The organism is Spirillospora sp. CA-294931 (assembly GCF_050946795.1).
Classification (GTDB): Bacteria; Actinomycetota; Actinomycetes; order Streptosporangiales; family Streptosporangiaceae; genus Spirillospora.
Map to the genome: position 1 here is coordinate 167,447 of NZ_CP192006.1, position 14,594 is coordinate 182,040.

General features: G+C 72.2%; 15 protein-coding genes. 10 read left to right on the forward strand and 5 right to left on the reverse strand.

Annotated elements, in window-relative coordinates; translation table 11 throughout:
* Positions 1-2 precede the first annotated feature (2 nt).
* From ACQPY4_RS00845 to ACQPY4_RS00875, 7 genes are read left to right on the forward strand one after another with little or no spacing between them, the layout of a single operon-like run.
* Entirely contained in the window at positions 3-1,055 is a 1,053-nt protein-coding gene (locus tag ACQPY4_RS00845; RefSeq protein WP_433331312.1) for a flavin-containing monooxygenase, read from the forward strand.
* On the forward strand, positions 1,052-1,969 hold the full coding sequence (gene cysD, locus ACQPY4_RS00850; RefSeq protein ID WP_433339242.1) for a sulfate adenylyltransferase subunit CysD: 918 nt from the start codon (positions 1,052-1,054) through the stop codon (positions 1,967-1,969). The genes ACQPY4_RS00845 and cysD overlap by 4 nt, the downstream gene beginning before the upstream one ends.
* A gap of 2 nt (positions 1,970-1,971) precedes the next feature.
* Positions 1,972-3,207, forward strand: a complete 1,236-nt coding sequence (locus ACQPY4_RS00855) for a sulfate adenylyltransferase subunit 1 (protein WP_433331314.1) — start codon at positions 1,972-1,974, stop codon at positions 3,205-3,207.
* Between the two features lie 26 nt (positions 3,208-3,233).
* A complete protein-coding gene (locus tag ACQPY4_RS00860; protein WP_433331316.1) occupies positions 3,234-3,374 on the forward strand; it encodes a hypothetical protein in 141 nt (46 codons plus the stop codon).
* Positions 3,364-4,146, forward strand: coding sequence for a hypothetical protein (locus tag ACQPY4_RS00865; RefSeq protein ID WP_433331318.1), 783 nt, complete (start codon positions 3,364-3,366; stop codon positions 4,144-4,146). Before ACQPY4_RS00860 ends, ACQPY4_RS00865 begins: the two co-directional genes overlap by 11 nt.
* A gap of 52 nt (positions 4,147-4,198) precedes the next feature.
* Positions 4,199-5,401, forward strand: coding sequence for an MFS transporter (locus ACQPY4_RS00870; protein WP_433331320.1), 1,203 nt, complete (start codon positions 4,199-4,201; stop codon positions 5,399-5,401).
* An 8-nt stretch (positions 5,402-5,409) separates the two neighbouring features.
* The gene (locus ACQPY4_RS00875; protein WP_433331322.1) at positions 5,410-5,808 is read left to right on the forward strand and encodes a MerR family transcriptional regulator; all 399 of its coding nucleotides are present in this window, start codon (positions 5,410-5,412) and stop codon (positions 5,806-5,808) included.
* Here the strand turns inward: ACQPY4_RS00875 and ACQPY4_RS00880 are convergent.
* The 3 genes from ACQPY4_RS00880 to ACQPY4_RS00890 form a co-directional block, all read right to left on the reverse strand.
* Positions 5,733-6,713 carry a LysR family transcriptional regulator gene (locus ACQPY4_RS00880; protein WP_433331324.1) on the reverse strand — a complete coding sequence of 327 codons (981 nt, stop codon included), beginning with the start codon at positions 6,711-6,713 and terminating at the stop codon, positions 5,733-5,735. The two genes, ACQPY4_RS00875 and ACQPY4_RS00880, sit on opposite strands and share 76 nt — an antisense overlap.
* 86 nt (positions 6,714-6,799) lie before the next feature.
* The gene (locus ACQPY4_RS00885; RefSeq protein WP_433331326.1) at positions 6,800-7,603 is read right to left on the reverse strand and encodes an alpha/beta fold hydrolase; all 804 of its coding nucleotides are present in this window, start codon (positions 7,601-7,603) and stop codon (positions 6,800-6,802) included.
* A 61-nt stretch (positions 7,604-7,664) separates the two neighbouring features.
* Positions 7,665-8,612, reverse strand: coding sequence for a threonine ammonia-lyase (locus tag ACQPY4_RS00890; RefSeq protein WP_433331328.1), 948 nt, complete (start codon positions 8,610-8,612; stop codon positions 7,665-7,667).
* Between the two features lie 70 nt (positions 8,613-8,682).
* On the opposite strand from ACQPY4_RS00890, the gene ACQPY4_RS00895 reads away from it, so the two are divergent.
* Both ACQPY4_RS00895 and ACQPY4_RS00900 read left to right on the forward strand, forming a co-directional pair.
* Positions 8,683-9,165, forward strand: coding sequence for an Lrp/AsnC family transcriptional regulator (locus ACQPY4_RS00895; protein WP_433331330.1), 483 nt, complete (start codon positions 8,683-8,685; stop codon positions 9,163-9,165).
* Positions 9,162-10,322 (forward strand): serpin family protein, encoded by a 1,161-nt coding sequence (locus ACQPY4_RS00900; RefSeq protein WP_433331332.1) that lies wholly within the window; start codon positions 9,162-9,164, stop codon positions 10,320-10,322. The genes ACQPY4_RS00895 and ACQPY4_RS00900 overlap by 4 nt, the downstream gene beginning before the upstream one ends.
* 27 nt (positions 10,323-10,349) lie before the next feature.
* Here the strand turns inward: ACQPY4_RS00900 and ACQPY4_RS00905 are convergent, their stop codons facing one another.
* On the reverse strand, positions 10,350-12,101 hold the full coding sequence (locus tag ACQPY4_RS00905; protein WP_433331334.1) for a BCCT family transporter: 1,752 nt from the start codon (positions 12,099-12,101) through the stop codon (positions 10,350-10,352).
* 389 nt (positions 12,102-12,490) lie between these two features.
* Here ACQPY4_RS00905 and ACQPY4_RS00910 point away from each other — a divergent pair, with 389 nt between their 5' ends.
* Entirely contained in the window at positions 12,491-13,414 is a 924-nt protein-coding gene (locus tag ACQPY4_RS00910; RefSeq protein WP_433339244.1) for a GlxA family transcriptional regulator, read from the forward strand.
* 100 nt (positions 13,415-13,514) lie between these two features.
* On the opposite strand, the gene ACQPY4_RS00915 is transcribed toward ACQPY4_RS00910, so the two are convergent.
* The gene (locus ACQPY4_RS00915; RefSeq protein WP_433331336.1) at positions 13,515-14,510 is read right to left on the reverse strand and encodes an adenylate/guanylate cyclase domain-containing protein; all 996 of its coding nucleotides are present in this window, start codon (positions 14,508-14,510) and stop codon (positions 13,515-13,517) included.
* Positions 14,511-14,594: the final 84 nt, after the last annotated feature.

Below are 14,594 nucleotides of genomic sequence, written 5' to 3' on the forward strand. Positions count from 1 at the left end.
ACATGAGCGACACCGAAACCGAGATCGCGGTCATCGGTGCGGGCCAGGCGGGCCTGGCCATGGGTTACCACCTCGGGCGCATGAAGGCCGACTTCGTGCTCCTGGACGCGGCCGAGGAGGTGGGCTCGTCCTGGCGGGACCGCTGGGACTCGCTCCGGCTTTTCACGCCCGCGCGCTACAACGGCCTGCCCGGCCGGCCCTTTCCGGGGCCGCGCGGCCACCACCCGGGCAAGGACGCCGTGGCGCGCTACCTGGCCGAGTACGCCGCCCGATTCGAGCTGCCGGTCCGCCTGGGCACCGAGGTGACCGGGCTGACCGGCGGCGACGGGTTCACGGTCACGACCTCGCGCGGACCGGTCCGGGCCGCGCAGGTCGTCCTGGCGACGGGGCCGTACCAGGAGCCCTGCGTCCCCGGCGTGGCGCTCGGCCTGGCCGGGGAGGTCCCCTCCCTGCACAGCGCCGACTACCGCAACCCGGAGCGGCTGCCCGGCGGGACGGTCGTCGTGGTGGGCGCGGGCAACTCGGGCGCGCAGATCGCGGCCGAGCTGGCCGCGGCGGATCGCCGGGTCGTCCTGGCCGGACGGGAGCGTCCCCAGCTGCCGCAGCGGTTCATGGGCAGCGACGTGTTCCAGTGGTTCGACCGGCTGGGGATGCTGCACGCCCCCGTCGATGTGTCCCGGGCGCAGCGGTCCCGCGGAAAGGAGCCGGTGATCGGCACCGACCTGCGCGCGCTCGCCCGCGGCGGGAGCATCACGCGGGTGGGGCGGCTGGTGGCCGTGGACGGCGACCGGTTGGAGTTCGAGGACGGCGTGACCGTCGCCCCCGCCGCCGTGGTCTGGGCGACGGGATACCGCACGTACCTGCCATGGCTGGACGCCGCGCTGCTGGACGAGCGGGGCGCCCCCCTGCACGACCAGGGGCGTTGCCCGATGCGGGGCCTGCATCTGCTGGGCCTGCCATGGATGACGCACCGCGCCTCGGCGCTGCTGGCGGGTGTGGGCCGCGACGCGGCCCTGGTGGCCCGCCGCATCGCGGCCGCCCGGCCGGTCCGATAGGGAACCAGGAGAGAAGTCCGTTGTCCCAGCTCGATGTTCTCGAAGCCGAGTCGATTCACATCATTCGGGAGGTGGCGGCCGAGTTCGAGCGGCCGGTGTTGTTGTTCTCGGGTGGTAAGGACAGCATTGTGATGCTGCGGTTGGCGCAGAAGGCGTTCGCGCCGGCGCCGGTGCCGTTTCCGGTGATGCATGTTGATACGGGTCATAACTTTCCCGAGGTGATCGAGTATCGGGATCGCCGGGTGGCTGAGTTGGGTGTGCGTTTGGTGGTGGCCTCGGTGCAGGAGTCGATTGACCGGGGTCGGGTGGTGGAGGAGACGGGGCGTCGGGCGTCGCGGAATCGGTTGCAGACCACGACGTTGCTGGATGCGATCGAGGAGCATGAGTTCGATGCGGCGTTCGGTGGTGCGCGCCGGGATGAGGAGAAGGCGCGGGCCAAGGAGCGGGTGGTGTCGTTCCGGGATGAGTTCGGGCAGTGGGATCCGAAGAATCAGCGGCCGGAGTTGTGGAATTTGTTCAACACGCGGATTCGGCGGGGTGAGCATGTTCGGGTGTTCCCGTTGTCGAATTGGACGGAGTTGGATATCTGGGATTACATTCGTCGTGAGGGGTTGGAGCTTCCGCCGATCTATTTCGCGCATTCGCGGATGGTGTTCGAGCGGGACGGGATGTTGCTGGCCGATCTGCCGTATGCCAATCGTGGTGAGGACGAGCCCGCGTTCGAGGCGATGGTGCGGTATCGGACGGTGGGGGACGCGTCCTGCACGGGTGCGGTGAAGTCGTCGGCGGACGGTCTGGACGCGGTGATCGAGGAGATCGCGGCGACGCGGATCACCGAGCGTGGTCAGACCCGTGCCGATGACCGGTCCAGCGAGGCGGCGATGGAAGACCGCAAGAAGGAGGGCTACTTCTAGCCATGGACATTCTCCGATTCGCCACCGCGGGCTCGGTCGACGACGGCAAGTCGACGCTGATCGGGCGGCTGCTGTACGACTCCAAGTCGATCTTCGAGGACCAGCTGGAGTCGGTGGAGCGCGCGAGCGCGGGCCGCGGCGACGGCTACACGGACCTGGCCCTGCTGACCGACGGGCTTCGCGCCGAGCGGGAGCAGGGCATCACGATCGACGTGGCGTATCGGTATTTCGCGACGCCGCGGCGCAAGTTCATCATCGCCGACACTCCGGGGCACATCCAGTACACGCGGAACATGGTGACCGGGGCGTCCACGGCGGATCTGGCCATCATCCTGGTCGACGCCCGCAAGGGCATCCTGGAGCAGTCGCGCCGCCACGCCTTCCTGGCGACCCTGCTGAAGGTCCCGCACCTGGTCGTCGCGGTGAACAAGATGGACCTGGTCGACTATGACCAGGCCACGTATGAGGGCATCCTCGACGAGTTCACGGCGTTCGCGGCCAAGCTCGACATCGGCGACCTGACCTTCATCCCGATCTCGGCGCTGCACGGCGACAACGTGGTCGACCGCAGCGTGAACATGCCCTGGTACGACGGTTCGTCCCTGCTGCACCATCTGGAGCACGTGCACATCGCCTCGGACCGCAACCTGATCGACGTCCGGTTCCCGGTGCAGTACGTGATCCGCCCGCACCGCTCGTATGCGGGGCAGGTCGCGGGTGGGGTCCTCAAGCCGGGTGACGAGGTCGTCCATCTGCCGTCCGGCCTGACCACGACGATCGCGGGGATCGACGGGCCCAATGGTCCCGTGGCCGAGGCTCATGCTCCGATGTCGGTGACGCTGCGGCTGGCCGACGACATCGATATCTCCCGTGGCGACATGATCGCTCGTCCCCACAACCGTCCCGAGGTCGCCCAGGACCTGGAGGCGACCGTCTGCTGGATGTCGGCCGAGCGGCCGCTCGTCCCGGGCATGTCGCTGCTGGTCAAGCACACCACGCGCACCGCCAAGGCCAGGGTCGAGGACCTGCACTACCGGCTGGACGTCAACACCCTGCACCGCGACGAGTCCGCCGGGGGCCTCGGCCTCAACGAGATCGGCCGCATCACCCTGCGGGTCGCCCAGCCGCTGTTCGTCGACGACTACGCCCGCAATCGGCTCACCGGCGGGTTCATCCTCATCGACGAGACCACCCATGACACCGTGGCCGCGGGAATGATCACCGGGCGGCGCTCGTGACCGAGTCCCCGCCACGGCCGCGGGCGATGCCCGACGAGCCGGAAGCGGCGGCGCCACCGGCCCCGCGGCCTGACGTGGCGGAGGCGGCGCCGCGGGGCCTCCCCGATCGCGTCGCGCTCACCGCCCTCGCCCTGCTGGCCATGGGGGAGCGTCCCGGTGGCCGCTGAACCCCGGCGGGTGGCGCTGGTCGGCGTCGAGGGATCGGGAAAGTCCACGATCGCCCGGCTGCTGGCCGCGCGCTCGCCGTCCGGGGAGCGCAGGGTCGTGCTTTCGGCCACGCGCGCCCACGAGAACCCCGACGGCCCGCTGCACGGCCTCTCGCGGCACCTGGCCGCGCTCTCCCGCGCGGCCGACGGGCTCGGCAGCCCCGACCTGAAGCTCGCCGTCCTCTACCTCCGGCTGTGCACCTACGGGCCGGTCGAACGGTTCTTCACCGGCGACCTCGGGGTGCGGACCGTGATCTCCGAGCGGCACCCGATCGTGGACGCGCTGGCCCGCCTTCCCGCCTACCGCGCGGCCGTCGACCGGGTCACCCGTCCCGGCCGCCCGGACGCGCTCCGCGCCCAGCTCGCGCGGCTGGCCGCCGCCGACGTCGAGGCGGCCGAGGACTGGTGCGCCCGCCTGCCGTACGCCCCCGACCTCACCACCGTCGCGGCCGAGCTGGTCGCGCTGCTCGACCGGCCGCCCGCCGTGCGGATCGCCGAGCTCGCCGCCCGGTTCCGGGTCGATCCGCCGGACACGGCCGTCCACCTCGATGTCGGCACCGCCACCGCGCTGCGGCGCGTCCGCGACCGCCCACCCGGATCCGCCGACCTCGAACGCGTCCGCGCGGGCTACGACCAGGCGCTCAAGGACCTGGACACGGTCGACGTCCACCGCGTCCTCGTCGACGGCCGCCCGCCCGACGAGCTGGCCGCCGAGGTCGACCGCTGCCTCTGACCCCGGGAAGGGGTTGACCTTGACGCTGGCGGCAGGGTTCTAGCGTCGCCGCATGAGGACTCCCGCCTGGTTGCTGTGCCTGACGCTGCTGACCTTCGCCATCGGCACCGACGACTTCGTCATCGCCGGTGTGCTCCCGGACGTCGCCGAGGACCTGGACGTCAGCCAGGCCGCGGCCGGGCAGCTGGTCACCGCGTTCTCGGTGACCTATGCCGTCGCGGCGCCGGTGATGGCCGTGCTGACCGCGCGGCTGCCGCGCCGGACGGTCATGATCGCCGGGATGCTGATGTTCGCGGTCCTGAACGCGCTGGCGGGCCTGGCCCCGAACTACCCCGCGCTGATGGCCTGCCGGATCCTCGCGGCGATCACGGCGTCGATGATGACGCCCGCGGCCTTCGCCACGGCGGCGACACTGTCGGGCCCCGAGAGGATGGGCCGCGCCATGGGGACGGTGGCGACCGGGCTGACCCTCTCGCTGGTGGCCGGCGTCCCGGTCGGCACCTGGCTGGGCGGGACCTTCGGCTGGCGCTCGACCATGGCCTTCGTCGTCGTCCTGTCCCTGGTCGTGGCGCTGGGGCTGGCGCTGTTCATGCCGCCGCTCGAGCGAGGGCCGGCCCTGACCCTGCGGCAGCGGCTGGCGCCGCTGAGCGGCGGCGCCGTGCTGGTCACGCTGGTGGCGATGGTTCCGGCCGCGTCCGGCGGGCTGATGGCGTTCGTCTACATCGCGCCCATCGCCGAGAGCCTGTCCGGCGCGAGCCCGGACGAGCTGGCCGTGCTGATCGCCGCGATCGGGGTCGCGGGGATCGCCGGGGCCGCGCTGGGCGGGCGCGGCGCCGACCGGTTCGGGCCCGAGCGCACCGTGGCGCTCTCCCTGGGCGTCCAGACGGCCGCCACGCTGACGCTCACGCTGCTCGGCTGGCTCTGGACGGGACGCGTCCCGATCGTCCTGGCCGGGGCCGTGCTGGCCTGCTGGCAGATCGGCGGGTGGGCGTTCAACTCGCCCATCCAGACGCGGATGCTGCGGGTCGCGGGGCCGTCCGGCACCGAGGCGCTCGCCCTGAACACCAGCGCCATGTACCTCGGGATCGCGGTCGCGGGCATGGTCGGCGGGGCCGCGCTCTCGGGCGCGGGCGCGACGGGCGTGCTCGTGGCGAGCGTTCTCTTCGCCGTATTGGGCATGCTGGTGTTCGCCCTTTCCTTCCGGTTCTTTCCGTCCGCCGACCCGGCGGCGGCGCCGGAACGGGTCCGGACCTAGGAGGCGACGTGCGTATCGGCGAGCTGGCCCGCCGCACCGGCGCGACGACCCGCGCGCTGCGGTACTACGAGCAGCGGGGGCTTCTCACCTCGGTGCGTTCCGGCAACGGCTACCGCGACTACGACCCGTCCTCGGTGACCCTGGTCCGCAACATCCGGACGCTGCTGGCCGCCGGGCTCACCTCCGACGACCTGCGCCACTTCGACGGGTGCCTGTCCAGGGACCTGTCGAACGAGCCGACCTGCGAGGGCGTCGTCGAGCTGTACGAGCAGCGGCTGAGCGCGGTCGAGGAGCGCATCGCCGCGCTGGCCGAGCTGCGCACGCGGCTGCGTCACCAGTTGGAGGAGCTGAGGAGCCCCTCCTCCGACGGCATCGCGCGACCGGAGTTCTCCAGCCAGGTCCGGTAGGCGGGGGCGGCCAGGGCGGCGTCCAGGTACGCGGCCTTGAGGTCGGTGAACAGGTTCTCCGCGCCCTCGAAGCCGGCGGCGCTGACCAGCAGCAGCCGGACGGCCAGCGGGTCGCCGTGCAGCGGGCGGATCGTCATGCCCGGACGCCCGAGCGAGACGGGCTGGCACGGCGAGACCACCTCGCCCGCGCAGATCAGGTCGGCGACGGACGTGGGGTCGCCGCTGTGGGCGAAGACCGGCTCGGGCAGGCCGGCCTCCTCGAACATCCGCCGGACGCCCTGCAACTCCTCCTCGATGGAGGTGTCGAGCATCCACCGGTCGGTCGCCAGGTCGGCGAGCTTGACCTCGGGCGCCTGGGCGGAGGGGTGATCGTCGGACAGCGCGATGAACACCGGCTCGCGCTCCACCAGCACGCGGGCCTCCCAGGTGAGGGGCAGCCGCAGCGGCGTCCCCTCGACCTCGTGGACGAACGCGGCGTCGAGCTGCCCGTCGTCCATCATCTCCAGCAGGGTGCGCGCGGAGCCGTCGATGTGGATGGAGATCTCGGCGTCGGGCGTGCGCGCCCGCGCCCTGCGCAGCCAGCGCGGGATGACCCGGCTGAAGGTGGAGCCGAGCCGCACCCCGTTCTCGGGCGCGCGTCCCACCGCCATCCGGACCTCGGCCACCAGCGTGTCGAGCCCTTCGATCACCGAACGGGCGTGGGTGAGCACCACGCGGCCGAGGGGGGTCGGGTGGGAGCCCGAGCGGGTCCGGCTGAACAGCCGTCCGCCCAGCGTCTTCTCGATCCGGGTCAGCTGCGTGGTGAGGGCCGGCTGCGTCGTCCCCAGCAGGCGGGCCGCCTTGCGGACGCTGCCCGCGTCGGCGATCGCGCACACCACCCGTAGGTGCCGCACCTCGAGGTCCACGCACGCGAGCGTAAAACGCCCCGCCCGAGTAGTCCAGGCAATCGATCAGTCAATGCAGTAAATAACTGACATGTCGCGCTCCGTGCTCACCGGCGCGGCCCCGCACCACCGAGGAAGGACCTGATGTCCGGCACCAGGGCCAGCGCGAGGTCTTCGGGAGTGTGGAGGTCGAAGGAGACGGCGGCTCGCGCCAGGTGGCCGTTGGGAAGGGTGCGGGCCACCTGTTCGGCCAGGGCGGTGGGATGGCGGGGATCGGTACCGGGGAAGACCAGCGTCGGCGCGGTGATGGTCGCCAGCTCGTCCACGTGCCGGAAGGAGCGGTCGTGCGCGATGGCCGCCGCGGCGACGATGCTGGCCGGGTCGGAGCGGGGGATCGCGTCGCGGACCATGGCGCCGACCACGGGCGGGAACTGGGCCAGGATGGGCTCCCAGCCCGCCTCGATGCCGTCGGCCTCGACCCGGGCGGCGAAGGCGTCGAGAAAGCGGATCTCGGCCCGCTTGGCCTCGTCGTCCTCGATGTCCTCCACGCCGATCAGCACCGCGGCCTCGACCCGGGACGGATGGGCCGCGGCCGCGCGCAGGGTGATCGTGGACCCGAGCCCGGCGCCGCCCAGGGCGGCGCCGGGGAGGCCGAGACGGTCGAGCAGGCGGACGACGTCGTCGGTGTACTGGGCCCAGGTGTGGCGGACGGGGTCGGTGCAGACCGAGCGGCCGTAGCCGCGGATGTCGGGGAGCACGACGGTGCGCAGGTCCGCGAGCCCGTCGGCGATGGGCAGCATGCTGAGGTGGTCGGGCCCTCCGGCGTGCAGGAGGACAAGCGGCGGACCCTGGCCGAGCGCGGTGGCGTACAGGGGGCAGCCGTCGCTCCCGCGATAGGCGATCTTGGTCATGGGGCGAAGGTACGCGCCACGGCGTTCGCCGAGATACCGGGAAATCCGCCAGGCGATACGGCTAACCCGCCATGGCCGCTCCGGCGGGGCGGGTCTCGGTCGCCGCCAGCGCCGGGTTGAGGTTGCTGCCGGTCAGGACGGTGGCGACGCGGTTTCCCGGAAGGTCGTGGGACGCCACGGCGGCCAGGCCCGCGGCCCCCGCGGGTTCGAGGGTCAGGCCGAGGGTCTCCCGGGCCAGGGCCATGGCCGACAGCAGGGCGGCGTCGTCGACCAGCACGATGTCGTCGACCAGCTCGCGCATGCGGACGACCGATTCGGGCACCGGGTTGCCGATGTTGATGCCCTCGGCGATGGTGTCGGGCTCGATCTCCACCGGGTGCCCGGCGCGCCAGCTCTCGGCCAGGGCGGGGGCGGACACGGCGCAGACACCGATGATCTTGGTGGCGGGGGCGTGCTCCTTGAACCAGCGGGCCACGCCGTTGATCAGGGCGCCGTCCCCGATCTGGACGACGACGGCGTCGAACGGGCCCGAGCGCAGCAGTTCCAGGCCGATGGTCCCGGCGCCCTCGGCGACGGCCGCCTCCTTGCCGTCGGTGACGAACAGGCGGCCCCGCGCGGCGGCGTGCTCGGCGGCGGCCCCGTGCGGATCGCCGTCCACGGTGATCACCTCGGCGCCGAACGCGGCCATCCGGGCCGCCTTGGCGGGGTTGAGCCCGGAGCCCGCGAAGACCTCGACCGGGATGCCCCGGGCGCGTCCCGTGTAGGCCATGGCGGCGCCGAAGTTGCCCGAGGACGCGCACACGACCCGGCTGGACGGGGGCAGCCCGCTCATGAGGAAATCGGCGCCCCGGCCCTTGAAGCACCGCAGCGGGTTGACGGTCTCGACCTTGACCAGGACCTCGCGGCCGAGCCGGGCGCCGAGGTGCTCGTCGAAGAATTGGGGGGTGTTCAGGAAGACGGGATCGATGGTGTCGGCCGCCTCGGCGATACGGTGCGCTTGGAGATCCATGACGCCGACGCTAATCGGGACGCCGGTGGCGGCGATTGAAAGTTTTCCCGCCCGCGCGCAAGATTGTTGCGTGATCTCGCTGGACGACCTCGACCGCAGGCTGCTCGACCTGCTGCAACGCGACGCCGGACGCACGCTGCACGACCTGGGCGAGGAGGTGGGCCTGTCGCCCAGCGCGGTCCAGCGGCGGATCGGGCGCTACCGGGCTTCGGGGCTGATCGAGCGGCAGGTCGCGGTGCTCGACCCGGCCGTGGCGGGCGGCCTGACCGCGATCGTGCTGGTGACGCTGGAGCACGAGTCGGCCGAGCACCACGCGGGGTTCGCCGGGCGGATGCTGGCCACGCCCGAGGTGCAGCAGTGCTATGCCGTCGCGGGCGAGTGGGACTACGCGGTGGTGCTGGTCGTCGCCGACATGCCGCACTGCAGGCTGCTCGGCGACCGGCTCTTCAAGAACGACGCCAACATCCGCAGGTTCAACACGCTCCCGGTCTTCGAACGGATCAAGTCGGGCATGGAGATCCCGGTGGCGACATGGAAGGGTGTGGACCCGTGAACGAACTGGTCGCGGCGGCGAACGCGCTGACGGCCCGCTGGGCGGCGACGCGCACGGGTGGCTCGGAGGCCATGGCGGGCGCCGGAGCCTGGCCCCTGCTGGCCTTCCTCGCCTCCGGCGCCGACGGCCCCGGACGCGGCGAGCTGAGCCGGGCCATCGGCATCGACGCCGGTCGCGCGGGCGAGGCGGGCCGGACGATCCTGGCGATCATGCGGGAGTCTCCCGCCGTCCGGGCGGCCCTGGGGCTGTGGGCGCGCGAGTCCCTCCCGCTGGAGAAGGCGTGGACGGACGACCTGCCGGGCGGCGTCCTCGGCACGCTGAGCGGCGACAAGGCCGCCGACCAGCGGCTTCTGGACGCCTGGGCGGCCGAGCACACCGCCGGGCTCATCCCCGCGATGCCGCTGGAGGTGACCGACGACGTCCGGCTGGTGCTGGCGACGGCACTGACCGTCCGGACGCAGTGGATCCAGCGGTTCTTCGAACGGCGCGGCGGGTTCGAGGGCGGGCCGTGGGCCGGTGGCGGCGCCACCGCCCTGCGCCGCACGGTGACGCTGACCGGCGTGCTGTCGGTCGTCCGCTCCCCGGCGGGGGCGCTGACATCCCATCGCGTGGTCGGGACGGACGGCATCGACGTCCACCTCCTGCTCGGCGAGCCGGGCCGGAGCGCGGGCGAGGTGCTGGCCGCCGGGATCGGCGCGCTGAACGGTGACGGCGAGGCCGAGGACCTGGCCGCGGGGCCCGGCGTCGGTGTCGAGATCGTCACCTCGGCCTACCCCAACGACCAGCTGGACGTGACCGTCCCGAAGTTCACCGTCGCGGCGGCGCACGACCTGCTGCGCCTGCCGGACGTCTTCGGCCTGGACACCGTGACCGACACCAGCCGGGGCCACTTCCCCGGGATCAGCGCCGAGCCGCTGGCCGTGGGCCAGGCCCGGCAGGACGTCGTGGCCAGGTTCGACGCGGAGGGGTTCGAGTCCGCCGCCGTCACGGCCGTCGGCGCGGTCGCGGCGGGCGCCTTCGCGCCCGCGGAGCAGTACCGGGTCAAGCGGGTCACCCTGGTGTTCGACCGGCCGTTCGGCTTCGCCGCGGTCGATCGAGGCAGCGGCCTCGTGCTCACCACCGGCTGGGTCGCCCAGCCCGAGCGCCGGACGGGGTGAGCGGTCGGCCCACCCCGTCCGGGCCCGTCACTCCTGGGAGTTCGTCGCGGCGGCCGCCTTCTCCGGGCGGTCGTCGTCGTTCCCGTTGTTGGAACTGATCTCCAGCTGGAACTCGCCGTCGTAGAGCTCGTGCCCGGCGATGACGGCGTTCCCCACCGCCTCCTCGCCGCGCTCGCCCCGGATGATCAGCGGGTCGTGCCGCAGGTCGCGCGTCAGCGCCACGCACATCCCGACCATCACCAGCATGAACGGGACGGCGGCCAGGATCGTGAGATTCTTCAGCCCGGTCAGGGCCGTGTCCCCGCCACCCCCGATCAGCAGCATGATCGCCGCGACCGCGCCGGTCAGCACGCCCCACACGATCACCACGATGCGGGTGGGCTCCATCGTCCCGCGCTGGGAGAGCGTGCCCATGACGATCGAGGCCGCGTCGGCGCCCGAGACGAAGAAGATGCCGACCAGGATCATGACCAGCACGGTCATGGCCCCGGCGATCGGGTACTCGTTCAGCACCGCGAACAGCTGGCCCTCGGACGTCGCCTCGCCGGTGAGCTTGGCGCCGCCCGCCTCCAGATGGGTCGCCGCTCCGCCGAACACCGCGAACCAGACCAGGCTGACCAGGCTCGGGACCAGGATCACACCGCCGACGAACTGCCGGATCGTGCGTCCCCGGCTGATGCGGGCGATGAACATGCCGACGAACGGCGTCCAGGAGATCCACCAGGCCCAGTAGAAGACCGTCCAGTCGGCCAGCCAGGCGCCGACGCCCTCGCCGCCCGCGGCGTCGGTGCGTCCGGCCATCTGGGCCAGGTCACCGGCGAACGAGCTGACCGAGGTCGGGATCAGGTTGAGGATCTGGACGGTCGGACCGGCGACGAAGACGAACACCAGCAGCGCCAGCGCCAGCACCATGTTGGTGTTGGACAGCCACTGGATGCCCTTCTCGATGCCCGAGACGGCCGACACGACGAACGCCACCGTCAGCACCGCGATGATCGCGACCAGCACGCCCTCGCCGGCCTTCTCCATCCAGCCGGCCTCCTCCATGCCGCTGCCGATCTGCAGCGCGCCCAGACCGAGGGACGCGGCCGAGCCGAAGAGCGTGGCGAAGATCGCCAGAATGTCGATGACCTTGCCGGTGCCGCCGTTGGCGTGCCTCTCGCCGATGAGCGGGGTGAACACCGCGCTGATCGTCTGGCGGCGGCCGCGCCGGAAGGTGCTGTAGGCGATGGCCAGGCCCACGACCGCGTAGATCGACCACGGGTGCAGCGTCCAGTGGAACAGCGTGGTCGCCATCGAGGTGTCGATGCGGTCGGCCGCGGGGGCGTTGGCGGCGTGGGTGCCGGGCGGCGGCTCGGCGAAGTGGGTCAGCGGCTCGCTGACGCCGTAGAACATCAGCCCGATGCCCATGCCCGCGCTGAACATCATCGCGACCCAGGAGATCGTCCTGAACTCGGGCCGCTCGCCCTCCCGGCCCAGCGTGATCTTGCCGTAGCGGCTGAACGCCAGCCAGAGGGCGAACACCACGAAGCCGGTCGCGGCCAGCACGAAGGCCCAGCCGCCGTTCTTCATGGTCTTGGTGAGGATCTTGGTGGAGACGCTCTCCAGGTTGTCGGTCGCGACCGCGCCCCAGACGACGAAGGCGAGCGTCAGCGCCGCCGTCACGCCGAACACGACCCAGTCCGTCGTCGGTGGCCGCGCCCCGCTCAGGCCGCCGCCCGAGGTCCCCATGATCTCTTCACCGCCCTTGGCGTGCGGTGTCGCGCTGTTTTCCGGCATACGCTCGTCCTTCCTTCGGCTCGGGCACCAGGCGGTCGGACGGGACGTCACCGGTCGTGACGCCGGGTGCCGGGCACGAGCCTTGCGTGCTTTACGGCGCGATTCCAGGAGGCCCGGCGGTGAATCGGTGGGGTCGCCCGGCCGGGGCCGGGGCCCGCGACCTGCCCGTGGTGCTCGTCGCGCTTCGGTTTGTCACCTTTCCGCCCACATTTGATCAACAAGCGCTCGACGCTACCGAACATCCGGCCCGAATGCGAAAAACGTTCATTGCGATCGGGTAAACCCGGGGGTCTTCTCGGACGTCGGGGGCATTGCCCCGGTCCGTCCCGCTCGGCCATAGTGATCATGTGCGCGACGTGGCGATCGTGGTCTATGACGGGGTCCAGTTGATGGACGTCGCGGGCCCGCTCGAAGTGTTCGACGCCGCCTCGCTCCTGCGCGACGGCGCCTACCGCGTCCGCCTGGCCTCTCCCGGGGGACGGGACGTCGTGACCGCCTCGGGCGTCCGGCTGGGCGCGTCCGCCGCTCTCGACGGCCCCGACCTGCTCGGCGTCGACACCCTGGTCGTCGCGGGCGGCTGGGGGTACGCCGACGCCGTGCGCGACCCGGACCTGATCGAGGACGTCCGCCGCCTGTCCGAGCACGCCCGCCGCGTCACCTCGGTGTGCAGCGGCGCCTTCCTGCTCGCCGAGGCCGGCCTGCTGGACGGCCGCCGCGCCACCACCCACTGGGGCTTCTGCGCCCGCCTGGCCGAGGAGTACCCGAAGGTCACGGTCGAGCCGGACGCCATCTTCGTCCGGGACGGCCGCATCGTGACCGCGGCCGGGGTCACGGCGGGCGTCGACCTCGCGCTGGCCCTGGTCGAGGACGACCACGGCGCCGGCACGGCCCGCGAGGTCGCCAAGTGGATGGTGGTGTTCCTCCAGCGCCCGGGCGGCCAGTCGCAGTTCAGCGTCCGCAGCGCCATCCCCCCGGTGCGCGACCCGCCGCTGCGCGCCCTGCTCGACCACATCGCCGCCGACCCGGCCGCCGACCTGTCGGTCGAGGCCATGGCCACGCGGCTGTCGATGAGCGGCCGCCACTTCAGCCGCCTGTTCACCCGCCAGGTCGGGACGAGCCCGGGCCGCTACGTCGAGCGCGCCCGCGTCGAGGCCGCCTGCAACCGCCTGGAGACCGGCGCGGAGGGCGTCGACACCGTGGCCCGCCTCTGCGGCTTCGGCACCGCCGAGACCATGCGCCGCGCCTTCGTCCGCGAGATCGGCGTCCCGCCCTCGGCCTACCGCTCCCGCTTCACCACCACCGCAGCGCCCTAGCCCGCCAAATCACGGTCACCGGAGCGAGCCGCCAGGCGAGCGCAGGTGGCCGGGGTTTCAGTAGACACTGCCGGTAGGCGAGCCCAGGTGGGCCGGGATTTCAATGAACACGACGGCGGAGGACTCGGGGGCGGACGCGGCCGATGCCCTGGACGGCACGGGGGCGCAGTGGGGCGCGTTCGTAGATTTCCGAGCCGGAGAGCTCGGCGGCCAGGGCCGAGTCGGTGAGGACCGTGCCCGGGTAGGCCATGGCGGTGAGGCGGGCGGCCAGGTTGACCGGCGTGCCGAAGACGTCGCCCAGGCGCAGGATGAGCTCGCCGTAGGCCAGGCCCACCCGGACGCGCGGGAAGTCGGGGTCGTCCTCGCAGCGTTCGGCGATGCGCAGGGCGATCTCGGCGGCGGCCGCGGCGCCGTCGGCGACGAACAGGATCTCGTCGCCGAGGGTCTTGACCACGCGTCCGCCCTGCTCGGCGACCACCTCGGAGGCCGCGAGCTCGAAGCGCTCGACGAAGGCCGCCAGCGTGTCGCCGTCCATGCGGCGGGCCATGCGGGTGAAGGAGACCACGTCGGCGAAGCCGACCGCGAGGCGGGCGACCCCGGCGGCGGGGTCGGCGTTGTCCGTGGACGCGGCGATGCGCATCCCGGCCGCGGTGAGCTGGCGGCGCCAGCCGTGCATCAGCAGCCGCTCGAAGGCGGGACGCAACTGCTCGGTGGCGGCGAGCATCGCCATGACCGTCTCGTTGTCGAACGCCTGGTCGGGTGGGAGCTGCTCGCCGGCCTTGCGCATCCAGACATCGCTCAGCCAGCTGGCGAGCCGTCCCATCGTCTGGCCGACCGCCCGCGAGAGCTCCACCACCAGCGCCTCGTCGACGAGATCGCTGTTGAGCAGCTCCTTGATCTCGCGCAGCGCGGCCAGATCGCCCTCGCTGAAGGCGATGGCGTCGTCGGCCGGGGTGGGGAAGCCCAGCGCCTGCCAGATGCGCTGGGCGTATTCCTCGTCGATACCGGTGAGGGCGTCGACCTCCTTGCGGGTGTAGCGCAGAGGACCCCCGAGGAGCGTCTCCTCGATGTTCTCGGGCACCCGGAACTCGGCCATGGTCACCTCAATGTCTCATTGAACGATGGCACAATGTTGGTGCGTAAGATCGGAATGGTCAAGGAAACGAGCACGGCGGGCGGG